Source organism: Hymenobacter sp. (assembly GCF_035709525.1).
GTDB lineage: Bacteria > Bacteroidota > Bacteroidia > Cytophagales > Hymenobacteraceae > Hymenobacter.
The window spans coordinates 1-23,500 of the sequence record NZ_DASTEP010000036.1 but is presented as its reverse complement, the minus strand read 5'-3'; the positions used below and the strand labels follow the sequence as shown (position 1 = coordinate 23,500).

General features: G+C 63.3%; 14 protein-coding genes. 8 read left to right on the top strand and 6 right to left on the bottom strand.

The window, feature by feature from the left end; genetic code table 11:
* The first annotated feature begins 70 nt into the window (after positions 1–70).
* Together VFO93_RS03195 and VFO93_RS03190 are read left to right on the top strand one after the other, a co-directional pair.
* Positions 71–844 carry a rhamnogalacturonan acetylesterase gene (locus VFO93_RS03195; protein ID WP_325132872.1) on the top strand — a complete coding sequence of 258 codons (774 nt, stop codon included), beginning with the start codon at positions 71–73 and terminating at the stop codon, positions 842–844.
* A gap of 162 nt (positions 845–1,006) precedes the next feature.
* A complete protein-coding gene (locus tag VFO93_RS03190) occupies positions 1,007–2,296 on the top strand; it encodes a rhamnogalacturonan acetylesterase (protein ID WP_325132870.1) in 1,290 nt (429 codons plus the stop codon).
* Positions 2,297–2,402: 106 nt separating this feature from the next.
* On the opposite strand, the gene VFO93_RS03185 is transcribed toward VFO93_RS03190, so the two are convergent.
* Positions 2,403–3,410: a hypothetical protein gene (locus VFO93_RS03185; protein ID WP_325132869.1), complete on the bottom strand. Its 1,008-nt coding sequence runs from the start codon at positions 3,408–3,410 to the stop codon at positions 2,403–2,405.
* 170 nt (positions 3,411–3,580) lie between these two features.
* On the opposite strand from VFO93_RS03185, the gene VFO93_RS03180 reads away from it, so the two are divergent.
* The 6 genes from VFO93_RS03180 to VFO93_RS03155 all read left to right on the top strand — a co-directional run bounded on the left by VFO93_RS03180 (position 3,581) and on the right by VFO93_RS03155 (position 16,593).
* Positions 3,581–4,387: a rhamnogalacturonan acetylesterase gene (locus VFO93_RS03180; RefSeq protein WP_325132868.1), complete on the top strand. Its 807-nt coding sequence runs from the start codon at positions 3,581–3,583 to the stop codon at positions 4,385–4,387.
* A gap of 147 nt (positions 4,388–4,534) precedes the next feature.
* Complete coding sequence (locus VFO93_RS03175; RefSeq protein WP_325132867.1) at positions 4,535–5,617, top strand: glycoside hydrolase family protein; 1,083 nt, start codon at positions 4,535–4,537, stop codon at positions 5,615–5,617.
* Between the two features lie 164 nt (positions 5,618–5,781).
* The gene (locus VFO93_RS03170) at positions 5,782–8,994 is read left to right on the top strand and encodes a TonB-dependent receptor (RefSeq protein ID WP_325132866.1); all 3,213 of its coding nucleotides are present in this window, start codon (positions 5,782–5,784) and stop codon (positions 8,992–8,994) included.
* A 111-nt stretch (positions 8,995–9,105) separates the two neighbouring features.
* A complete protein-coding gene (locus tag VFO93_RS03165) occupies positions 9,106–10,608 on the top strand; it encodes a RagB/SusD family nutrient uptake outer membrane protein (RefSeq protein WP_325132865.1) in 1,503 nt (500 codons plus the stop codon).
* Positions 10,609–10,809: 201 nt separating this feature from the next.
* Positions 10,810–14,307: a DUF4450 domain-containing protein gene (locus VFO93_RS03160; RefSeq protein WP_325132864.1), complete on the top strand. Its 3,498-nt coding sequence runs from the start codon at positions 10,810–10,812 to the stop codon at positions 14,305–14,307.
* Positions 14,308–14,502: 195 nt separating this feature from the next.
* Positions 14,503–16,593 (top strand): hypothetical protein, encoded by a 2,091-nt coding sequence (locus VFO93_RS03155; protein ID WP_325132863.1) that lies wholly within the window; start codon positions 14,503–14,505, stop codon positions 16,591–16,593.
* Between the two features lie 62 nt (positions 16,594–16,655).
* Here VFO93_RS03155 and VFO93_RS03150 read toward each other — a convergent pair whose 3' ends face one another.
* From VFO93_RS03150 to VFO93_RS03130, 5 genes are all read right to left on the bottom strand, one after another.
* Positions 16,656–19,595, bottom strand: coding sequence for a glycoside hydrolase family 2 TIM barrel-domain containing protein (locus VFO93_RS03150; RefSeq protein ID WP_325132862.1), 2,940 nt, complete (start codon positions 19,593–19,595; stop codon positions 16,656–16,658).
* Between the two features lie 85 nt (positions 19,596–19,680).
* Entirely contained in the window at positions 19,681–19,995 is a 315-nt protein-coding gene (rhaM, locus tag VFO93_RS03145; protein WP_325132861.1) for an L-rhamnose mutarotase, read from the bottom strand.
* Between the two features lie 84 nt (positions 19,996–20,079).
* Positions 20,080–20,622: a hypothetical protein gene (locus VFO93_RS03140; RefSeq protein WP_325132860.1), complete on the bottom strand. Its 543-nt coding sequence runs from the start codon at positions 20,620–20,622 to the stop codon at positions 20,080–20,082.
* Positions 20,623–21,158: 536 nt separating this feature from the next.
* Positions 21,159–22,346 (bottom strand): DUF4861 domain-containing protein, encoded by a 1,188-nt coding sequence (locus VFO93_RS03135; RefSeq protein ID WP_325132859.1) that lies wholly within the window; start codon positions 22,344–22,346, stop codon positions 21,159–21,161.
* A gap of 7 nt (positions 22,347–22,353) precedes the next feature.
* Positions 22,354–23,298 carry a glycoside hydrolase family 43 protein gene (locus tag VFO93_RS03130; protein WP_325132858.1) on the bottom strand — a complete coding sequence of 315 codons (945 nt, stop codon included), beginning with the start codon at positions 23,296–23,298 and terminating at the stop codon, positions 22,354–22,356.
* Positions 23,299–23,500: the final 202 nt, after the last annotated feature.

The window sequence follows — 23,500 nt, the reverse complement described above, 5'->3', positions numbered from 1 at the left end:
CCCCTCTCCCGGAGGGGAGGGGCTGGGGGTGGGGTAACCGCGTTAGAGAGCGCTTTTTAAACAAAAAACAATGCCCAAACTCCATCTCCTCTTGGCGCTCAGCGTCTTGCTAGGCCTCAGCGCCTTCCTCGCGCCGCCGCGCCCTACGCTCTACCTCATCGGCGACTCGACGGTGCGCAACACCACGCCGGGCTACGCGGGCTGGGGCACGGCGCTGCCCGCGCTGTTCGACACCACGCGGCTGCGCATCGTGAACAACGCGATGGCCGGCCGTAGCACCCGCACCTTCATCAAGGAGGGGCGCTGGGACAAGACGCTGGCCGCGCTAAAGCCGGGCGACTTTGTGCTGATGCAATTCGGGCACAACGAAGGCAGCGCGCCCGACACCACCAAGGCCGGCCGCCGGGGCGTGCTGCGCGGCACCGGCCCCGAAACTAAAAGCCTCGTGTGGCCCGACGGCACCCCCGAAACCGTGAACACCTACGGCTGGTACCTGCGCAAATTCATCCGCGAAGCCAAGGCTAAAGGCGCTACGCCGGTGGTCTGCTCCATGATTCCGCGCAACCAGTGGAAAGACGGCAAGGTGCTGCGCGCCGACCAGGATTTTGGCAAGTGGGCGGCCGAAGTGGCGCAGCAGGAAGGCGTGGCCTTCATCAACCTCAACGACCTCACGGCCCGCAAATACGAAAAGCTGGGGCCGGAAGAGGTAAAGAAATTCTTCCCCGGCGACCACACGCACACCAACCCGGCCGGGGCGCAGCTTAATGCCGAGTCGGTGGCGGAGGGTATTCGGGCTGATAGGAAGCTGGCGCTGAATAAGTATTTGCTAGCGGCGAAGGGCTAGTTTGATGCAAGGCCACGGGCGGGTGTAGGGGCGCATCCTTGCGTCTCACGTCCGGCGAGCCCATCTAATGCGAGACGCAAGGATGCGTCTCTACACCCGCCTGTACCATAATTCGAATTTGCCGCAGGCACGATGAAAACGCAAGCGTTGCTAATAGCCGCCTTGGCTGCAATTACCCTGAGTGCCACCGCCCAGCCCGCCCGCAAATTCGATTTCGGGCCCGGCAAGGCCGCCGTCGGCTACCAGCAGGTGCTGCCCACGGCTGTTTATTCCAAGGAAACCGGCTACGGCTTCGACTTCGGCACCGCGCCCACAGGTGTAGACCGGGGCGGCAAAAACGCGCTGACCGGCGACTTCGTAACCAGCCGCCAGCCGTTCTATTTCTCGGTGGCGGTGCCCGAGGGCAACTACAACGTGACCGTGACACTCGGCGACCGGCAAGGCGCGTCGAGCAATTTTATCAAGGCTGAGTCGCGGCGGCTACTACTGCAAACCACCGCTACCAAGCCCGGTAAGCTCTACACCCAGACGTGGACCATCAACGTTAAAAACCGGCGCATCAATGACGCCCAGCAAGTCAGCCTCAAGCCCCGCGAGGTGGGCAAGCTGGATTGGGACGACCGACTGACCTTGGAGCTTGACGGCGAGCCCAGCGCGCTGGTGGCGCTGGAAATAACGCCCGCGCCAACGGCTACCACGGTTTTTCTGGCCGGCAACTCGACCGTGGTAAACCAGGACGACGAGCCCTGGGCCGCCTGGGGCCAGATGCTGCCCAGCTTCTTTGGGCCCGGCGTGGCCGTGGCCAACCACGCCGAATCGGGTTTGAGTCTAGCAAGTTTCCTGAGCTCGCACCGGCTCGAAAAGGTGCTGAGCGTGATGAAGCCGGGCGACTACTTATTCATCGAATTTGGGCACAACGACCAGAAAGAAAAGGGGCCGAACGACGGGCCTTTTCTGGCCTACACCGAGCGACTCAAGCTCTTCGTGAGCGAGGCGCGCAAGAAGGGCGGCATTCCGGTGCTGGTGACTTCGACCAGTCGGCGCTCATTTGGGGCCGGGGGTAAAATTGAGAACAGTTTGGGCGACTTTCCGGCCGCCGTGCGCCAGGTGGCGCAGCAGGAAAACGTGCCGCTCATCGACCTCAACGCCATGACTACCACGCTGTACGAAGCGATGGGGGAGGAGGAATCGAAAAAAGCCTTCGTGCACTACCCCGCCAACAGCTACCCCGGCCAGCCCCAGCCGCTGGCTGATAATACGCATTTCAACCCCTACGGCGCGTATGAAATAGCCCGCTGCGTGGTCGAGGGTATGAAAACCGCCAAGCTGGGTTTGGTGAAATACCTGCGCCCCGGCCTCCCGCCCTTCGACCCCGCGCACCCCGATGCGCTGGCCGCGTGGCGCTGGCCTGAAAGCCCGCGCAGCGCCGTGACCAAGCCGGACGGGAGTTAGGCTGTACCGTAAGCTTTAGCTTACGAGCAAGCGTAGCGAGCAGGGCGTATGCGAACGTTGGCGAGCGTGGATGCTCGCTACGCTCGCTGGCAAGCTGAAGCTTACCCTACTTCAGCCGTACATGCGTCGGCTGGTCGCGGTCGCACGTCAGTTGCCCGTTTTCATAGTGCAATTCTACCACCTGAATGACGCTGCGTTTGGCGGCCACGCTATTCGCGGGCGCGGGGTTTTCCTTGCTGCGGCCGGGGTGCGTGAAGTAGAACAAATACGCCCGGTCGCCGCTCACCACTACGTCGGCGTGGCCGCCAATGGCCTGGTCGTCGGGGCCGCGACCGGGGGCTTCGAGCAGGCGCGTGGGCTGGGCGGTCCAGTGCAGCAGGTCGGGCGAGTGGTAGGCGGCGAGGCCCTTCCAGGGGTCGATGATAAGCCAGTACTGGCCCTGCCAGCGGAATACTTTGGGACCTTCGCCGCGCTCGGCCAGGGCCAGGCCGTGGTCGGTCCAGTGCGTGAGGTCGGGGCTGTCGGCGTAGTAGGTGTACTTGTGGTCGCGCTCGTTGTTGTACCACAGGCGCCAGGTGCCATCGGGCAGCTTGAACACGCTGGCGTCGATTACTTTCTCCGAAGCCAGGGGCAAGGTGCTTACGTACTGCCAGTTCACTAAATCTTTACTGGCGAGGTGCACGATGGTGCGCGGGTGCTGCCAGTCGGTAAACGTGCCCGGCACGTAGGTCAGAAACATGTGGTACGTACCCTTCTCCTCTACCACGTCGGGGGCCCAAAAGGTGTAGCCGGGCTGCGGGCGGTAGTTGATGTTGGCCGTGTCGCGGTAGGTCCAGGTTGCGCCGCCGTCGCCTGATTCGGCGATGCCGATGCGCGTGCCGTGCACCCAGGTTACACCGGTAGCGGCGGTGTCGGTGGCGCGGCGGTTAGTGTAAAACATCCACCACTTTTTCGCCTGCTTGTTGTAGATAACGACCGGGTCGGCGGCTCCGTCAAAGATTGGGTCGCGAAAGAGCGGCTTGGGAGCCAGGCGGCCGGGTGCTTTTTGAGCCACAACGGCGCTGGTAGGTACCAGCCAGAATCCTGGCAAGAAACAGAGTAAGAAGAAGCGCATAAGGCAAAATAAACAGGGTAGGAACAGCGCAAGCACGCGCCGCCCAGCCCCGCTACCTTCCTGTACTGTGCGGCCCGGCCGGTGCGGCAGGAGAGTGCGGAACGGCCCGGCTGCCCGCGCCGGCCGTACTTGCCGCCGCCAAACTCTCCAAACCGGCTCTTGCCACCCGTATGCTTTCGCTCACTTTTCGCCGCGCTGCTGCGCCGCTGCTGGCCGCCCTGGTACTTCTCACTGGCCTGCTGCTCACGGCGGCCGCGCCCAAGCCGCGCCCCACGCTCTACCTCATCGGCGACTCGACGGTGAAAAACGGCCAGGGCCGCGGCGACGGCGGCCTCTGGGGCTGGGGCAACTACCTGCCCGCTGCCTTCGACACCACCCGCCTGCGCATCGAAAACGACGCCCGTGGCGGCACCAGCACCCGCACCTTCCGCAGCCAGGGCTTGTGGGAAAAAGTGCGCGTGAAAATCCGCCCCGGCGACTTCGTGATGATGCAGTTCGGGCACAATGACAGCAGCCCGCTCACCGACTCGACGCGGGCGCGCGGCACCATCAAAAATAACTCCGACGAAAGCCAGGAGGTTTTCAACTACCTCACCAAGCAGAAGGAAGTGGTGCATAGCTACGGCTGGTACCTGCGCCAGTTTGTGGCCGAGGCCAACGCCCAGGGTGCCACGGTCATCATCTGCTCGCCCATCCCGCGCAACGACTGGCGCGATGGCAAAGTGAAGCGCAACCCCACCGACTACGGCCAGTGGGCCGCCGAAGCCGCCCGCCAGAGCGGCGCTACTTACATCGACCTCAACCAGCGGATAGCCGACCGCTACGACCGCGCTGGCGAGGCCGCCGTGCGCAGCACGTATTTCAACGCCACCGACCACACGCACACCATTGAGGCGGGCGCGAAGCTGAATGCGGAGGCAGTGGCTGAAGGCGTGCGGCAGGCCAAGGGGCTGGCGCTGCGTAAGTATTTGAAGTAGCGTGTGTCATGCTGAGCGGAGCGCAGCGGAGTCGAAGCATCTCTACCGCTTCGTTGCTATGCGTGAAAGGTTAGTTCAGCGGTAGAGATGCTTCGGCTGCGCTGCGCTCCGCTCAGCATGACGATTGTAACCAATTGCCCACCCCCCATGCTCACGCGCCGCACCTTCCTCATGGGCCTGGCCCTCGCCCCGCTGGCGCGGGCCTGGGCCGGCTACCGCGCCGCCCGGCTCATCGACTACCCACGCGGCAGCTTCGCCAAGTTCAGCCGGCACCTGCGGCCGGTGGGGCGCATCCTGGAGATGCCGGGCTACTACGTGTGGTGCAACAGCCCCATTTACGGCCCCGATGGGAAAGTCCACGTGTTTTTCTCGCGCTGGCTGGCCAGCAAGGGCATGGGCGGCTGGCTCAACGGCTCCGAAATAGCGCACGCCGTGGCCGACCGCCCCGAAGGCCCCTACGAGTACGTCGAAACCGTGCTGGCCCCGCGTGGGCCGGGTTTTTGGGATGCCACTACCTGCCACAACCCCAGCATTCAGCTGGTCGACGGGCAGTACTGCCTGTTCTTTATGGGCAATGCCAACGGCAAAACCGATACCAAGCGCATCGGCCTGGCCACCGCACCCACCCTCGAAGGCCCCTGGACGCGCCCCGACCAGCCCTTGCTGCTGCCCGGCCCCGCCGATGCCTGGGACGACCACTGTACCACCAACCCCGCCTTCGTGAAGCACCCCAACGGGCAGTACTGGCTGTACTATAAATCGTGGAATACGGCCGAGTACGAAGCGGCCAAAGGCCAGGAAATCCGGGGCAACCGCAAGTACGGGCTGGCCGTGGCCGATAAGCTGGAGGGCCCTTACGTGAAGGACGCCGCCAACCCGGTCATCGACTTTTCGGGGCAGGGGCATAATGCGCAGTTTGAGGACGCCTACGTGTGGCGGCAGCACGGCCGCTTCAACCTGCTGGCCCGCGATATGGGCGTGTACAGCCAGGAAGTCGGGCTGTACCTCGACTCGAAAGACGGCAAGAAATGGACTTTCCCCAAAATCGCCTTTTTGCCGCTGCGCGGCTACGGCGTGATGCAGCCGCCCGCCCCCAAAAGCCTCAAGCGCTACGGTCGGCTGGAGCGGCCGCAACTGCTGCTGCGCGACGGGCGGCCCACCTACCTGTTCTGCGCCTCGCAGGGCGGGGCGGCGGGCACGGCCTCGGGCTTTGTGCTGCGCCTACGCTAGCTGGGGCAGCTTCTGCCTGGGCTTTAAGGAGCTGAAAAAATAATTTCAGCCAGTAGGGTACAGGAAAGTAGGCGGAAAACAGGAGGGTAATATTGGTCAATAATAGGTGAGTTTTTCATCACTTACCTGCCATTTCTGCCTTTATAACCCACCCTTCTCTTTTTATGAAAAAGCATTACGCCTGGCCCCGCCGCCGCCTGCTGGTGTGCTGCCTGCCCGCCCTGCTGGCGGGCGCGGCCCCGGTAGTGGCGCTGGCCCATCCGGCCCATCCGCTTTCCATCAACGACTGGCAGCTGACCGGCCGCGTAACCACCGACAAAGGCGAGGCGCTGCCCGGCGTGACGGTAGTGCTGAAAGGCACCACCAAGGGTACCAGCACCGGGGCCGACGGCTCCTACTCGCTGCCCGTGCCCGAAAAGGGCGGCACGCTCATTTTCAGCTTCGTGGGCTACAGCACGCAGGAGCGCAACTTCACCGGTAGCGGCACTATCAACGTGAAGCTGAGCGAGGACTCGAAAAGCCTCGACGATGTGGTGGTGGTAGGCTACGGCACCCAGAAGCGCGCCGACGTAACCGGCGCCATTGCCTCCTTCAACGCCGAAAAGCTGGAGGAGCGGCCCATTACGCGCGTCGACCAGGCGCTGGTGGGGCAGCTGGCGGGCGTGCAGGTGCAGCAAACGTCGGGCATTCCGGGCCGGGCGTTTTCGGTGCGGGTGCGGGGCGCGGGCTCCATCACGGCGGGCAGCGAGCCGCTGTACGTGATTGACGGCTTTCCGCTGGAGCAAACGGCGGCCAACGGCGGCGGGCGTTTCTCGACCGGCAACCCGCTCGATAATATTAACCCCAATGATATTGAGAATATTGAGGTGCTGAAGGACGCCGCCGCCGCCGCCATCTACGGCTCGCGGGCAGCCAATGGCGTGGTGCTCATCACCACCAAACGCGGCAAAAGCGGCAAGGCCAACATCAGCGTCAACGCCTTCGCGGGCATTTCGCAGGCCGCCAAAAAGCTCGATTTGCTGAGCGGCGAGGAGTGGGCGGCGCGGGCCACCGAAATCATCAACAATAACTGGGTGAAATCGGGCGCGGGCCGCACCGCCGACCAGCCCAACTACATCCGCCGCCAGATTCTGGGCTTGCCGTTCAACTCGGTAAACCCCGACCTGATGACCGACGACCGCTGGGCCCAGACCGGCCACCCCGGCCTGCAATACATTGATTGGCAAGACCAGCTGTTTCGCACCGGCACCAGCCAGAACTACCAGGTGAGCGCCGCCGGAGCCACGTCCAACGTCAACTACTTCGTGTCGGGCAACTACACGCAGCAGCAGGGCTTCACCATCGGCACCGACTACCGCCGCTACTCGGCCCGCGCCAACGTGGAAGTGAAGGCCAGCGACAAGGTGAAATTTGGAGCGAACCTGACGCCGACCTACTCCGTGTCGCGCGACCCCGGCATCGAGGGCAAGGACAGCCGCTTTCACCAGATTCTCTCCGAAACGCCCATCGTGGAAGACACGGCCGGCGTGAACACGGCCTACGGCAAAAACGAGGCCTACCGCTGGGGCGTGAGTACGGCCAGCCCCATTGCCGTTATCAATGGCTACCAGGGCGATACGCGCACCTTCCGCACGCTGGGCACGGTGTATGGCGAGTACCAGCCCATCGCGGGCCTGAGCTTGCGCTCGACGCTGAACCTCGACCGCAGCGACGTGAAAGCCAAGAGCTACAACCCGCCCACCCGCACCCTGACCACCTCGCAGGCCAACGGCTCGATTAGCGGCTACCAGCGCCTCACGTTCGTGAACGAGAACACGGCGACCTACAGCAAAGTCGTGGGCAAGAGCGACTTCACGGTGCTGGCCGGCCAGTCGTACAGCTTTACCAAGGTAGATGTGGACGCGACGCTCAGCTCGTCGGGCGGCTTCATCAACAACAACGTGACCACGCTCAACGCGGCTACGCTCGTCACAACGTCGTTTTCGACGCCCGAGTCGCAGAGCGTGCTCCTCTCGTACTTCGGCCGCTTGCAGTACGCCTACGACAACAAATATTTGCTGACGGCCAGCATCCGCCGCGACGGCTCGTCGCGCTTCGGCAGCGACAACCGCTCAGGCTACTTCCCGGCCGTGTCGGCGGGCTGGCGCATCTCGCAGGAGCGCTTCATGGAAGGCATCACGGGCCGCAACGTGCTCAGCGACCTCAAGCTACGCGCCAGTCTGGGCTACTCGGGCAACAACACCATCGGCGACTACAGCAGCATCCCGACCCTGGGCTTTTACAACTACACCCTCGGCGGGGCGCAGGTGACGGGCCAGGCCCCCAACCGCCCCAACCAGAGCGTATTGCGCTGGGAGCGCAACCGCACCATCGATTTTGGCCTCGACGTAGGCTTCTGGCAAAACCGCGTGACGGCCTCGGCCGACTACTACACCAAAACCAGTACCGACCTGCTGCTCAATATTATCGTGCCCTCGACCTCGGGCTACACGAGCAGCCTGCAAAACATCGGGGAGGTGCAAAACCGCGGCTGGGAGCTGGAAGTAACCTCGCGCAACCTGCAAGGCGAGTTTTCGTGGACGACTTCGGCCAACCTCAGCCACAACGTGAACGAGGTGAAGCACCTCGGCCCCGGCGACGCGCCCATTGAGGTGCCCAACGGCCTCGATACGCCCAGCAATATTCTGAAAGTAGGCTCGCCGCTCTACAGCTACTACATCGTGCGGCAGATTGGCATCCTGAGCCAGGCCGACATCGACGGGGGCGCGGCCCGCATCAGCGGCCAAAGCGCGGGCGACCCGCGCTACGAAGACTTCAACGGCGACGGTAAAATCGACTCCAACGACCGCCAGATTATCGGCCAGCCCAACCCCAAGTACACCTGGGGCATTACCAATACTTTCCGCTACAAGGGCTTCGACCTCAGCTTCCTGGTGCAGGGCCAGAACGGCGGCAACGTATACTCGACCCTGGGCCGCGCCATCGACCGCCCCAGCGTGGGCTACAAGGAAAACGCCCTGGGCCACGTGCGCGACCGCTGGCAGTCGGCCGAAAACCCCGGCAACGGCATCAAGGGCAAGTCGAGCGGCTTCGGCGGCTTTATCCGCAACACCGACTGGCTGTATTCGAGCGACTACTTCCGGGTGCGCACCATCACGCTGGGCTACGACCTGGGGCGCGTCATCAACAAGCGCGTGGCGCAGGGCGCCCGCGTGTACGTGACGGCCGAAAACTTCTTCGGCCACGACAAATACTACGGCGGCCTCAACCCCGACGCCGTGAACACCAGCAACACCGGCAACTTCGTGTCGGGCTCCGACTACGGTGGGCTGCCGCTGGCCAAGTCACTGGTACTGGGGCTCAATCTTTCGTTTTAATTAAAGTGCTTGGTGCTTAGTGCCTGGTGCCTAGTTGTTAAGGCTGGCTATTGCTGCCATCCTAAGCACTGGCACCAGGCACGAGGCACCAGGCACCAAGCACTAAAAAATATGAAACGCTTTCTGCTCCTCATCACCGCTGCCTGCACCCTGGCGCTGGGCGGCTGCGAAAAAGACCTCGACCAGGTGCCCATCTCCAACGGCTCGGTCGATACGTTTTACAAAACGGCTACCGACTTCGACCAGGCCATGACGGCCGTGTACGCTACGCTGCGCGGCTACCCCGACCGCGAGATTATCCTTTCGGAAGCGCGCTCGGATAACATGTACGCCGTGAGCTCCATCGGCTCGCGCGACTGGGATGCCGTCAACAACTTTGCGCCCTCGCTGCTGGTCATCAACCCCTACGTGTCCGACGCCTGGACCTCGGACTACCTGACCATTTTCCGGGCCAACATCCTGCTCGACCAGCTGGCCACCAACGGGGCCGTGACCGGCTCGCTGCAAGCGCGCTACGAAGGCGAAGCCAAGTTTTTGCGCGCCTTCATGTACCTCGATTTGGTGCGCAAGTTTGGCCGGGTGCCGCTGCTCGACAAGCCGCTCACGCCGCAGCAGTCGCTGGCCGTGAAGCGCACCGATGTGAAGGACGTTTATGGGCTCATCCTTAGTGACCTGCAAACGGCCGTGGCCAACCTGCCCACCAGCTACACCGCCGCCAACGTGGGCCGGCCCACCAAGTACGCCGCCGAGGGCCTGCTGGCGCTCACCTACCTCACGCGCTCGGGCCCGACCTATGGCATCAACGGCCCCGGCATGGATAGCAACGAGTACAACCTGGCGCTACCGCTGCTGAATGACATTATCGGCAGCGGGCGCTACTCGGTGCTGCCGAATTATGGCAACGTGTTTTCGTACACCAATGAAAATAACGCCGAGGTGCTCTGGGATATTCAGTACGTGTCGGGGGCCACGCTGGGGCTGGGCGCGTCGTTTCCCAACGTCGTGATTCCTGACAGCTACTACACCTTCAGCGGCTTGTCGTTCACGGCCGGCTCGGTCGAAATCAAGCCCTGCTCCAACGACTTGGTCAACACCTCCTACGCCACCAACGACGCCCGCAAAACCTTTAGCATCCAGCAGGGCTACACCTACGCCGGGCAAACCGAAATCCGGCCGTTTTACAAGAAGTATTTCAACGCGGCGGCCAAGGGCGCGAGCCGCACCGACTGGCCCATCAACTACATCGTGATGCGCTACGCCGACATCCTGATGATGAAGGCCGAGTGCCAGGTGCGCGGCATCGGCGGGAGCGCCACCGACGCGGCGGCCCTGCTCACGCCGCTGCGCACCCGCGCCAGCCAGGCGGCCTACACCACCATCGACCTGCCCACCCTCATGGAGGAGCGCCGCCGCGAGTTTGCCGGCGAAAACCTGCGCTGGAACGACCTCGTGCGCTCGGGCCTGGCCCTGACCACCATGAACGCCTGGGTGCTAAAGGACGACGTGAACACCAAAATCACGCGCCCCATCACGGCCAACCTGCTGCTCTACCCCGTGCCGCAGAACGAGCTGAGCGCCGCGCCCGGCTTGTATGAGCAAAACCCCGGCTACTAGGTGGGTGAGTGGCACTGCCATGCTGAACGCAGGGAAGCATCTCTACCGCACTGTTGGAGGAAGCGGTAGAGATGCTTGGGCTGCGCTCAGCATGACAGTGCCACTCATCCATTCATCCCAAAAACTACCGCACAGTACAGGACAGTGGCCGCGCAAGCGGCCATTTGTTTTACCAGCCTATCTATTCCTTTTCCCACCCCGATGCCGCAACTCGCAAGACTAACCGGCTGGCGCGTTGCGCTGGCGGGGCTACTCCTGATGCTGGCGGGTAGCCGGCAGGGAGCTGCCCAACCGGCCGCGCCGCCGCTCTGGCACGGCCAGCCGCGCACGTTGCGCTACCATCCCGAAGGTCAGGATTTCGTGATTACCAACGGCGAGCGGCGCTTCAACCGCGCGCTCTACGGCACCAATACCGCCTTCCGCGTCGAGGCCGGCGACTTGCCCGAGTTTGCCCTCTACCTGCCCGGCATGGGCGGCAACCTGAAATTTGGCCTGCTGGCCGGCGGCCAAAGCAAGTGGCTGATTAAAGCCGCGAGTATCACCGCCCGCTACCGGCCGGGCATGATGTTGTATGACATCAGCGACCCGCTGCTGGGCGCGGGCAGCCTGCACCTCGAAGTGCTGGCCCGCGCCGATGCCGAGGGCGTGCTGGTGAAGGCGCAGTTCAGCAACGTGCCCCAAAAAGTGCAGCTGCTGTGGGCCTTTGGTGGGGCCACAGGCAAGAAATTCAGCCGCGACGGCGACATCGGGGCCGACCCCGAATCCAGCTTCTACCTCAAGCCCGAGTACTGCCAGGGCAATGAAGTGGCGGTACGTGGCAACACGTTTGCCCTAACGTATGGAGTAGGGGAGAAGGCCAAGCCTGCTCCCGACGCCTACCGCGACTTGGGCACCAAAGCCCCGGCCGCGCCCCCAGCTGCCGGGCCTGCCGACGTGCCCAAGCGGCTGCTGGGCCTGGTGCCACCCGCGTCAAAAAATCACGTCGGCGATGCCGGTCAGCAAGACTCGCCGGCCCAGTTGCTGGCCTCGGCAGCGTCGGCTGCGCCGGTGGCCGTAGGCGTGGTGCCCGTGCGCGGCGGCGAGCCGCTGTATTTCGCAGTGCAAAAGCCGGGCGAAAGCAAGCCGCCGCTTTACAAAGAGTTGCCCGCCGCCTTTGCCCGGGCCGAAGCCGCCCGCGCCGCGCTGGCCGGCCGCGTACTGGTGAGCACGCCCGACCCCTACCTCAACACGCTGGGCGGGGCGCTGGCCGTGGCCGCCGATGCCATCTGGGAAGCGCCCTCCTACCTGCACGGCGCGGTGGCCTGGCGCATCCGGCTCAATGGCTGGCGCGGGCCCTACGCCGCCGACCCGCTGGGCTGGCACGACCGCGCCAGCCAGCATTTTCGCAGCTACGCGCAGTCGCAGCTCACCACGCCGGCCAGCGGGCCGGTGGTGCCCGACACCGCCCTGCACCTGGCCCGGCAGCTCGAAAAGCTAGGCACGGCCGTGTTCAGCAGCGGCTACATCGCCCGCAACCCCGGCGGCGAGTTTCGGCCCCACCACTACGACATGAACCTCGTGTACGTGGATGCCCTGCTGCGCCACCTGCGCTGGACCGGCAACCTCGCCGAGGCCCGCGCCCTGTGGCCCACCTTGCAGCGCCACCTGGCCTGGGAAAAGCGCAACTTCGACCCCGACGGCGATGGCCTCTACGACGCCTACGCCGCCATCTGGGCCAGCGACGCGCTGCAATACAGCGGCGGGGCCGTAACCCACACCTCGGCCTATAACTACTACGCCAACCAGCAGGCCGCCACCCTGGCCGCGCTGCTGCACGAAGACCCCGCGCCCTACGCGCGGGAGGCTGCTCACATTCACGGGGCGTTGCAAAAGCGCTTGTGGCTGCCCGCGCAGGGCTGGTATGCCGAGTGCCAGGACAAGCTGGGCCTCAAATCTTTGCACCCTAGCGCTGGCCTCTGGACCATCTACCACGCCCTCGATTCGGAGGTGCCCGACGCCTTTCAGGCGTACCAGGCTACGCGCTACGTCGATGCCGAACTGCCGCACATTCCGGTGCGGGCAGCGGGGCTGCCTGAGGCGGGCTACTACCTGCTGTCAACTACCAACTGGCAGCCCTACGACTGGTCGTTGAACAACGTGGCGCTGGCCGAAAACCTGCATACCACGCTGGCCTACTGGCAGGCCGGCCGCCGCGACGATGCCTTTCTGCTCTGGAAAAGCGCCCTGCTCGAAAGCATGTACCTGGGCGCGAGCCCCGGCAATTTTCAGCAAATCAGCTTTTACGACGCCAACCGCGGCGAGCTCTACCGCGACTTTGCCGACCCCATCGGGGTAGCGGCCCGCTCGCTGGTCGAGGGCCTGTTTGGCCTCCGCCCCGACGCCCTGCGCGATACCCTGCTGGTGCGCCCCGGCCTGCCCGCTGCCTGGGACTCGGCCCGGCTGGTGGTGCCCGACGTGGCGTTTCGCTTCCAAAGAAAGAGCCTGAGCGAAACGTACACCATCGACCAAAAACTGCCGAAACAGCTGGCGCTACGGCTGCAAGTGCCCGCGCCGGCTAGCCGCGTGGCGTCGGTGCTGGTGAATGGGCAGCCGACTGCCTGGCACAGTCTGGCCGCGGCCGTGGGGCGGCCGGTGCTGGAAATCGAAAGTGCGCCGGCTGGCCGCTACGTGGTTGAAATACAAGGGCAAAACGAGCCACTAGTGCCCGCTACGCCCGCCCAACGCGCCGCCCCCGCCGCAACGCTGACCGCCGATTTTGGCCCCGCTACGGTGCTGGCCCTGCACGACCCGCAGCAGGTGCTGGCCAGCCCCCGGCTGGCGGGTGCGGCCCTCACCGGCCAGGCGCAGGGGCAGCCCGGTAGCCGCACGCTGTTTGTGCAGCTGGCACAGGGCGAGCTGCGCTGGTGGCAGCCGCTGGCCGTGGAGGTGCTGCCGCCCATCGCGCCGGCTACCGAGGCCGCCCCAGTCGCCCCGGTCCGCTGGGAAACCGTGGATTTGACGCGCATCTTCAACGACCAGGTAACCCGCATTTTTCAAAACAACTACCTCACGCCCCGCGCCGAAACGGCCACGCTGGAGCTGCCTACCCAGGGCATCGGCAACTGGTGCTACCCGCTCACGCAGGCCAGCATCGACGACGCGGGCCTGCGCCGGCTGGCCGGAGTAAAAAACGTAATTCAGTTGCCCACTGGCGCGCCGCTGCGCACGCCCGGCGCGGCCGAGGCGAAGAATATTCTGTTCGTATCGCAGTGGGACAACTACCCGCGCCAGGCCACCGTGCCGCTGCGCGGCCGGGCCCGCCGCGCCGTGCTACTGCTGGCCGGCAGCACCAGCGCCATGCAAAGCCAGTTTGTGAACGGCGAGGTAGTAGTAACCTACGCCGACAACACCACCGCCACGCTGCCCCTGCGCAACCCCGATACGTGGTGGCCCATCGAGCAGGACTACGCGGAGGATGGCTTCGCCTTTCGCCTGGGCGCGCCCCGGCCCTACCGCGTGCACCTCAAAACCGGACTCATTACGAAGGATTTCAACCAGTACACCAGCATCAAAGGCTTTAGTACGCGGGCCATCGACGGGGGCGCGGCCACCGTGCTGGAACTGCCGCTCGACCCCGCCAAAAAGCTGAAAAGCCTGACCGTGCGGGCGCTGGCCAATGACGTGGTAATCGGGCTGATGAGCGTGACGCTGGGGCGGTGAGCCCAGCGCGTGAACCTCACCCCCAACCCCCTCTCCAAAAAAGAGGGGGAGCCTGACGATTTCAACGATTAAGAATTATAAAAAATGGAGATAGCAACCAGTAAAATAACGTCCGGCTCCCCCTCTTTTTTGGAGAGGGGGTTGGGGGGTGAGGTTCCACGGCTGGGCACGTTGCTATGCCTGCTGCTAAGCACCTTGCCAGTCCTTGCCCAGCAAACCCCCATCAACCGCCAGGCCGTAGTCGAGCGCCACAAGGTCGTAGTCACCAACACCGACTCGCTCAACGCGCTGAGCGTGGGCAACGGCAAATTTGCCTTCACCACCGACTTTACGGGCCTGCAAACCTTCCCGCAGCACTACGAGAAGGGCCTGCCGCTGGGCACCGAGTCGGAGTGGGGCTGGCACCGCTTTCCCAACAAGGAAGGCTATAAGTTCGACCAAAGCCTGCGCACCTACATCCTCAACGGCCGCCCCGTGCCCTACGCCGTGCAGGTGAAAACGCCCGGCAACAAAGAGGCCGTGGACTACTTCCGCGCCAATCCGCACCGCTTGCAGCTGGGTAACCTGGGCTTCGTGCTGCTGAAGAAAAACGGCCAGCCGGCCGGCGTGCGCGACATCAAAAACATTCGCCAGACGCTGAACCCCTGGACGGGCGAAATCCAGAGCCACTTCACGGTGGAAGGCACGGCCGTGGACGTGCTCACGGTGGGCCACCAGGCGCAGGATGCCGTGGCCGCCAAAGTCACTTCGGAGCTGCTGAAAACCGGGCAGCTGAAAGTAATGCTGCGCTTTCCGTTCCCCACGGCGGGCTGGGCCGATATGGCCGTTGACTACTCGCACCCCGAGGCGCACCGGTCGGCCATTGCCGAGCAGAAAACCGGCCGCGCCCTGCTCACGCACCAGCTCGACACGACCCGGTATTTCGTGGCGCTGGGCTGGACCGGGGCGGGTGCGTTGGCCCCCGGCCCGGCCCCGCACGAGTACGTGCTCACGCCGGGCCGGGCCAGCAACTCGCTGGAAATAAGCGCGCTGTTCGCACCCAAGAAGCCGGCTGCCGCGCCCGCCTTCGCCGCCACCCTGGTCAACAGCCGGCAGCAGTGGCCGGCCTTTTGGCGCAGCGGCGGCGCGGTCGATTTTGGCGGTACGGCTGACCCGCGCGCCCACGAATTGGAGCGCCGCGTGGTGCTCTCGCAGTACCTTACCAAGCTGCACAACGCCGGCTCGCAGCCGCCGCAGGAAACGGGCCTGCTGCTCAACAGCTGGTACGGCCGCCCGCACCTCGAAATGCACTGGTGGCACGCGGCGCACTTCGCGCTGTGGGGCCGCCCCGCCATCCTCGAAAAAAGTTTGACCTGGTACGCCCGCCCCGACGTGCAGGCCGTGGCCCGCGGCATTGCGCAGCGCCAAGGCTACGCCGGCTGGCGCTGGCAAAAAATGACCGACCCCTGGGGCGAAGAAGGGCCGTCGTCGGTGGGCGCGTTTCTCATCTGGCAGCAGCCGCACATCCTCTATTTTGCCGAAGAGGCCTACCGCGCCCACCCCGACGCGGCCACGCTGAAGCTCTACCAGGAGCGAGTAGCCCAAACGGCGGAATTTATTGCTTCCTACCCGTTTTTTGAGCAAGACAAAAACCGCTACATTCTAGGTAAAGGCGTGATTCCGGCCCAGGAGCGCTTCAAGGCCGAGGACACGTTTAACCCCACTTTTGAACTGGTGTACTGGCACTGGGCGTTGGAAACGGCCCAAAAATGGCGCGAGCGCCAGGGCCAGCCGCGCAACCCCAAGTGGGACGATGTGCTGGCCAAGCTCGCCCCATTGCCGCAGGCCAATGGCGTGTACCTGGCCGCCGAAAGCGCGTCCGACTCCTACACCAACCCCGAATACAAAACCGACCACCCCGCCGTGCTGGGCGCGCTGGGCTTTATGCCCGCCACCGGCCAGCAGGATGCCGCTACCATGCGCCGCACCTTCGACCTCGTGTGGAAGGATTGGAGCTGGGACAAAACCTGGGGTTGGGACTTTCCCCTGACGTCCATGACCGCCACCCGCCTCGGCCTGCCCGAAAAGGCGGTCGACGCCCTGCTGATGAAAGTGCAAACCAATACCTACCTGCCCAACGGCCACAATTACCAGGAGGGCCGCCTGCCCCTCTACCTGCCCGGCAACGGCGGATTATTGGCGGCCGTGGCCCTCATGTGCGCGGGATATGATGGATGCAAAGAAGCTAATCCGGGTATCCCGAAGGGCTGGAAAGTGAAGTGGGAAGGTTTGCAAAAGATGCCGTAAGCGACATTTACTAACGTCCGTCATGCAGAGCGCAGCGAAGCATGACGGACGTTTTGTGCTCGTTAAAACAAGTCGTTTTTAGCCGGCACCACGTAGGGCTGCGGCTTGCCGCTGGCCTTCGTGATGCCGAAGTAGAAGTACAGCGTGCGCCGCATAACGCCGCCCAGGTGGTTGGCCTCGCTCATCGGTCCCAGGTTTTTGGGGTTGTTGTCGATGTTGAGCCCCAGCTTGGTGCTGATGGGCGGAATGGCGTCCAGAAACGATAGGTTGCCGGCCGGCAAGGCGGGCGCGGGCACCACGCCCGAGAGACCGTAGAAGTCAAATAGCCGCACGAACAATCCTGGCTCGGGGCTGGCGACCAGGAACTTGCCTTCCACCGTGTTCAGCTCTACCCACGCTACGTCGGCGAAGTAGCCTTTGAACTCGGGGTAAAGCCAGGGCGCGGCCCCGGTCTGGGTGTCGTTGTAGGGGTTTTCCCACACGTTGAGGGTGGGGCCGGCGAGGCGGTTTTTCCAGACGCGGTAGGGGCCTTTGCCCAGCCACTTGGCCCCGAGTACGTAGTTTTCGGGGTAGGTGAAGGTGAGGCCGGCGGTCTGATAATCGCCCTTGGGCAGGTCGTAGGCGTAGTCGAGGCGCAGCCAGCCGTTGGGGCTCATGGTCCAGCGCGCGCTGGTGAGCGCGCCCTGGTAGCGCACATCTACTACTTCGCTGCCGGCCTCGGCGTGGTGCGCCAGGCTCTGGAAGGTAGCCGCGCCGCCCACCAGCACCGGGCCGTTGCCGAAGCTGAGCTTGTCGCCGTTGTTGCCTTTTATCTTACCGAGCTGGCCAGTCAGCTTGCTGAACGTGACCGTGATACCGCCGGCTTGCAGCGTCAGCAGGCTGTCGGTTTCGGCTACCTGCACAGCGGGCAGCGGGGAGGTAGCGGCTGGGGTGGCGGCCGTGTCGGCAGGTTTGGCGGGCTTTTTGGCGGCGGGCTTCGGAGTGGCGGGCGCGGCGGCGGCCGGCAGCACGTTGCGCAGCAGGGCCGTGTTATCGTCGGTTTTCCAGGTCCACTGGAACACCAGGTTTTTCTGCGGGTCGAAGGCTGAGAGCACGAGGGCATCGTAGGTTTGCCAGTCTTTGGGCAGCTTCAAATCGAGCTGGCCGGTGGCGAGCGGGGCCACGTTGGGGCTGGCTACGCGGCCTTTTTGCAGAGTCGAAGAGCCGGTGAAGGCTTCGCCCGGCTGGCGGAATTTCACCAGCTCCCAATGAAAAAAGCACTGATTGAGGTTGTTGAAATGGTAGCGGTTTTCGACCGGCACGCGCCCGTTGAACTTGGCCGGCAAGTCTTTCAGGGTGATGCGGATGGGCGAGAAAATTTCGCGCAGCGCGAAGAAGCTGCCCTCCTTTTCGCGGTGCGGGCCGAGCACGCCGTCGGGCGCGTTCACGCCGTTCACGTCGATGATGCCGCGCTGGTCGGTACGCACGATGCCCTCATCGACCAACGCCCACAAAAAGCCGCCGCCCGAGCGTTGGGCTTTCCAGTGCAGCTCCCACATATCGGCCAGGCCGGCGGCAGCCCCGCCATCGTCCTGCGAGTGCAAAAACTCGGTGGGCATGTAGATGAGCGAGTCGGCCAGGATTTTTTGGGTGCTGTAGTAGTTTTCGTAGTGGTTGCAGTCGATGCCGTTGGCCTCGTTGCCGGGCCGGTGGTGGGGGTGAATGACGGGCCGCTTTGATAAGTCGTACCGGCCAAACTCCGCGTCCAGCTCCTTATTAGTGCCGCCCTCGTTGCCGTTGTCCCAGAAAATAATGCTGGGGTGGTTCACGTCCTTGCGCACCATTTCGCGCACCAGCGGCTGGCCGGCCTTGGTGCTGTAGGCCTTCTGCCAGCCCGCCAGCTCGTCGAGCACGTACAGCCCCAGCGAGTCGCAGAGGTGCAGAAACTCGGCGTCGGGCGGGTAGTGCGACATGCGGACCGCGTTCATATTCATTTGCTTGATGAGCTTGACGTCCAGCAAATGAATCGAGTCGTTGAGGGTGCGGCCGGTTTCGGGCCACCAGCTGTGGCGGTTGGTGCCCTTCATTTTCACCTGCGTACCATTCACGTAGATGCCCTTGCCGCGCCGCACCTCAATGGTGCGGAAGCCGAACGTTTCGGTGGTTTGGTAGAGCGGCTGCCCGCCCGCCAGCAGCGTGAAGCGGGCGCGGTAGAGGCGCGGCGTTTCGGCCGTCCAGGTCAGCGGCTGGGCTACCTGCGTGCGCAGCTGCACCACGGTATCGGTGGCGGCGGCGCGGCCGGTAGCGGTGCCCACCACGCGGCCGGTGTTGTCTAATATTTCAGCCTTAATATCAGTGGCTTGCACGAGGCCGCGCAAGCCCACATTCACCGCAAACGCGCCGTTGGCCTTGGCATCGATGGCGGTGTAGGGAATGAACTGCCGTGGCGTGGCCTCCAGGTAAACCGGCCGGAAAATGCCGCCAAATACCCAGTAGTCAGCCAGCCGCTCGGCGTTGTTCACGGAGGCGTCGGCCGACATTTTGCTCACCGTGACTTCGAGTAAATTGGGCTGGCCGAATTTCAACAGCGGGCTGATGTCGTACTTGAAGCGGTAGAACGCACCCTGGTGAACGGGGCCGGCGAGCTGGCCGTTCACGCGCACTTCGGCGTCGGTCATGGCCCCTTCAAACACGATGTGCACGGCCTTGTCGCGCCAGTCATTGGGCACCGAAAAGGTGTGCTTGTACTTGCCTTGCTCGTCGGCAAAGCGGAAGTTTTTGCCGTAGGTTTTGTAGTCGCGGCCGTAGTTATACGCCCCAAAACCCTGTTGCTCCCAGCACGAAGGTACTTGAATAGTAGTCCAGTAGCCGCTTTTGCGGCCGCTGGTGCAGAAAAAGTCCCAGGTGGCGGTGCGCAGGTTGTCGCGGCCCGAGAGGTACTGGGTTTGCTTGGTGGGTGTGGGCTGGGCGGCGGCCGAAAAAGCCAGCAGCACGCAGCTGAGGAAGGAAAGCAGGAGGCGCATAAAGGGCAGGAAAGGGCGGCAAGCTAGCGCCCTGCCCGCCCCGGAGTGCCCTGCGCTCTCCTGCTTTCCTGGCCGAAGCTCGCCGCTAAGCCAGGTAAAACACCTGCCGCAATGGCTGCGCCACCGGCGAGTGGTCGGGGTTGGTTTCCATGAGGTCGGCCATGTAGTCCCACCAGCGGCGCATGACGGGCAGGCCCGGCAGCTCGGCGGCCGAGTGGCCCTCGGCCAGGTTTTGCACCCCGAACAGCATCCCCGACTCGGGCTCCAGAAAAATGGCGTAGTCGCTGATGCCGGCGGCCGTGAGGGCAGCGGCCAACTCGGGCCATATTTCATCGTGGCGGCGCTCGTATTCGGCGGCGTGGCCGGGCTTGAGGCGCATCAAAAAGGCAGCTTTTTGCATGAGAGTAGCGGCCAGGGGAAAGCTGGCGGCCCGAAAATAGCGGGTGCGCCACCGGCCGCCCGCGCCACTACCCCGAAAGCTCGCCTAGGCCACTGCCAGCATGTCCTGGTCGGTGTTGCGCAGGGTTTCGGCCAGGTGCTGCGCCAGGCGGTTAAACTGCTCGCTCATGCGATTGCCAATCGTGGTAAAGTGCGTGTGGCGGACCAGGCCGCTGCCCGGCGCAGTTTCGGGCCGGTTGTGCTGAAGCCACGATACGGCCCCTTCCACGTCCTCAAACATATTGATACCTAGGTAGGGGCAGCGGGCCAGCGTGTCGAGCACCAGGTTGCGGCCGCACAGCGACGGGGCAATCACCCACCCCAGCTGCCGCACGCCGGCCTGCTCGAGCGTGGGCATAAACACGCTGGCCAGCCACCCGGAAATGTCGGGCGTCACGCTCGTCACGCGCAGGTTGCTATTCAGAATGCGCGTATACGAATTGTGCAGGTAGCAATGGGCGATTTCCAGGCAGCCCAGCTGCACGCGGCCCAGGGTCAGGTCGCCTTCCCACTCCACAAACAGCCAGTTATTGGTAGCGTCGAAATAGACGGAAACGTAAGGGGTAGAGCATAAATATTGGAGGTGCATAGGGATAGCGTAAGCGGTAATGCGTACAAAGTAAATGGTGCACTTTGGATAAATAAATTATTGTAATAATTCAAAAAGAGGTTTAGCGTGGTATCTTCCTATATTTTAAGTAAAAAACGCAGTTTCAGACAACCTGTAAAGCTTTCAATAAGATTAATTAGTCATTCATCAAGGGTATGCTAATAATGCTTATTAACAAAGGATTATAAGTGAAAAAAGAAGAGTTTTTAAGAAAATGTAACTTATCTACTAATTTTGTCAAAAAAGAGGAGCTTATCATGGTTCGCGGTAGTGCCCGCCAGGTGAAGTGCCGTTGAGTAAAGTGCAAAAAGCATATTGGGTTGGCGCGGCACCCGGCGGGGTGGCTCACCGGTAGCGGTTGGTAGGAACTAAAGAAAAAGGCCCCACAGGGGCGCCTCAGCTGGTAGACGGGGGCGCCCCTGTGGGGCTTGGTTACGGCGCGTAAATGGTTGCGCCGAGGGGCTACCCCGCAGCGTGGCGGGGGCACGCCCGGCGAGGCAGCGCCGGGCAAAAACCTACCGCCAGCTCACGGCTAGCGGCGAGGCCAGGCGCTGGGCAAACTCGCCGAGGTAGGCGTCCCAGGCGGCGGCGGTGGCAAACTGCCCGCTTTTTTGCCAGCCAAAGCCGGCGTAGAACACGACTGTATTTTGCCGGGGCTTGGTCACCATGTAGAGCTGGTTGTCGTCTTTTTTGGCGCTGCGGTGGTCTTGGTAATCAGTGAGGTAGCTAGGGGCTACTACTACGGCGGTGCCCAGGTTGGAGTCGTCGACTTTCTCCCAATACCGAAACCAGCCCGCCGGGCGGTTGGCCTGCACCTCACCCTTGGCCTCGTGCAGCGTGAGGCCGATGGTGCAATTCGGCAGGGGCTTATAAGTAGGGCTGAAATGTTCTTCGTAACGGGTCAGGTTGGAGCCCAAGTCGAGGGTGATAATTTTCTTTTCTACTATAAGCTGGCCGGCCGCGTCAAAGGGCGCATAAGTGAGTTCAAATACCGTGCGGATAGGCCCGATAGCCAGTACTTTATAGCTGACGAAATTTCGCGACGTGTATAGCTTGTCGCTCACCAGCACGCCGGTGCCGCCCACGCCGCGGCTGCTGCCCACGTGGTAGGGGTCGTAGCCCTCGCCGATGTCGGTGTGGTAGGCGAAGGGCTTCACATTGACGTGGCGGCCGTACCACTTGTCGATGATGGGGTAGCTCACGCGCTTGAGCCAGCAGTCCATGCCGCTGCTGAGCGTGCCGTTCGAGTCTTTACGGTCGTATAGCTGCTCGGCATTGGGGCCGTAGGTGCGGAAGGCCACCCGGTCGTTTTCCCAGGCAAAGTCGTCGGTGCGCTCGGGCACGAAGCGGGCGAAGGTGGTGAGCTCGCTGGCGGGCACCGGCTCGGTGCCCGCCGCCACCGTAAAGGTCTGCGTGCCCCGGGCCGGCACGTCGGTCTGGAACAGCAGCTCGTCGGGCTGGCCGTCGGCGTTGGTGTCTACCAGCTGGCTCACCAGCAGCTTCTTGCTAGCGTCGCGCACGCGCAGGCTGGTGGCGCTGAGGTTGCGCACGGCGGCCGGCAACTGCGCCAGCGGCAGGGTGATAGTTTCGGCACGGCGCGCCAGGCTTAGCTTGTTGCGCACCGTGATGGTGGCCGTAGGGGCCGGGGCAGTAGCGCCTAGTAGACCCGCGAGGGGCAGCGCGAAGAGGGAGTAGTTGAACATAAGTAACTTATTGCGGAAGCTGGGCCAGCTCCTTTTTAGTGATGCGCAGCACCGTGCCGTGGCGCGTGCCCTGCGGAAACTGCACCTGGTCGGAAATGTCGGTCCAGTGCGTGAGGTCGGTCGAGGTAACGGCCCCGTACTTATGCGCGGTGTATTTGTCGAAGTATACCAACCACTTGTCGCCCAGCTGAATGGCCGTGGGTCCCTCGGCCCAGTACTGGCCCGTGATGGGGGCCGAGGGCGCGCTGTACGGCCCGGCCGCCTGGTCGGCAAAGGCCACGCGCAGGTTCTTCTGGGCCGGCTCGCGGGTTTCGTCTTTCAGAAACATGACGAAGCGCTTGCCGGCGGGCTGGATGGTAGCGTCGATGACGTTAAAATCCTTATCGTACAGCACCTTGGCGGGGGTGTAATTCTTGAAATCAGTAGTCGCCACGTAGTAGATGCGGTGGTTGTTGCCGCCGTCGGCCGTGGTTTCGCCGGCCTTGAAGCGGCCCGGAATGGTAGTGGCCCAGTAAATCAGGTACTGCTTGCTTTTGGCGTCGTAGGTAATTTCAGGCGCCCAGCAGTTTTTGGCGGTGGGCTCGTGCTCCATCACTGGCAGGTATTGCTGCGGGCTCCAGTGCACCAGGTCTTTCGAGTTGGCGTAGCCGATGCCCCGGTCGTGCCAGCTCGTGGTCCAGACCATGTGAAACAGTCCGTCCTGGCCCCGGATAATGCAGGGGTCACGCATGAGCTTATCCTTGCTCACAGTGGGCGTAAGCAGCGATTTATCGCCGTTCAGGGCTTGCCAGCGCAGGCCGTCGGGGCTGGTGGCCAGGTGCAGGCCATCCTCGCCGTTGCCTTTGAAATAAGCGAAGAGCAGCACTTCATCTTTCTTGATTGGCTTTTGGGCGTGGCTGGCAAAAGAGCTTACTAGTAGCGCGCCGGCGCAGAGTAGGCGGTAGTAGAGCATGTATAGAATTAGGAAGTGAGCGGGTTTTTTGGATGAGTGGTTTTTTGGATGAGTGGATGAGTGGATGATACTGTCATGCTGAGCATTCTGCGCATCAAGCAGAGACGCAGCGAAGTCGAAGCATCTCTATCGCTTCGTTGCTAGCGTCGGAGGTTAGTACTGAGGTAGAGATGCTTCGACTCCGCTGCGTCTCTGCTTGATG

Bases quoted from the DNA above. Each gene is read 5' to 3' on its own strand.
- VFO93_RS03195 (WP_325132872.1), top strand. From the start codon at position 71: ATGCCCAAACTCCATCTCCTCTTGGCGCTCAGCGTCTTGCTAGGCCTC.
- VFO93_RS03185 (WP_325132869.1), bottom strand. From the start codon at position 3,410: ATGCGCTTCTTCTTACTCTGTTTCTTGCCAGGATTCTGGCTGGTACCT.
- VFO93_RS03180 (WP_325132868.1), top strand. From the start codon at position 3,581: ATGCTTTCGCTCACTTTTCGCCGCGCTGCTGCGCCGCTGCTGGCCGCC.
- VFO93_RS03175 (WP_325132867.1), top strand. From the start codon at position 4,535: ATGCTCACGCGCCGCACCTTCCTCATGGGCCTGGCCCTCGCCCCGCTG.
- VFO93_RS03170 (WP_325132866.1), top strand. From the start codon at position 5,782: ATGAAAAAGCATTACGCCTGGCCCCGCCGCCGCCTGCTGGTGTGCTGC.
- VFO93_RS03165 (WP_325132865.1), top strand. From the start codon at position 9,106: ATGAAACGCTTTCTGCTCCTCATCACCGCTGCCTGCACCCTGGCGCTG.
- VFO93_RS03160 (WP_325132864.1), top strand. From the start codon at position 10,810: ATGCCGCAACTCGCAAGACTAACCGGCTGGCGCGTTGCGCTGGCGGGG.
- VFO93_RS03150 (WP_325132862.1), bottom strand. From the start codon at position 19,595: ATGCGCCTCCTGCTTTCCTTCCTCAGCTGCGTGCTGCTGGCTTTTTCG.
- rhaM (WP_325132861.1), bottom strand. From the start codon at position 19,995: ATGCAAAAAGCTGCCTTTTTGATGCGCCTCAAGCCCGGCCACGCCGCC.
- VFO93_RS03140 (WP_325132860.1), bottom strand. From the start codon at position 20,622: ATGCACCTCCAATATTTATGCTCTACCCCTTACGTTTCCGTCTATTTC.
- VFO93_RS03135 (WP_325132859.1), bottom strand. From the start codon at position 22,346: ATGTTCAACTACTCCCTCTTCGCGCTGCCCCTCGCGGGTCTACTAGGC.
- VFO93_RS03130 (WP_325132858.1), bottom strand. From the start codon at position 23,298: ATGCTCTACTACCGCCTACTCTGCGCCGGCGCGCTACTAGTAAGCTCT.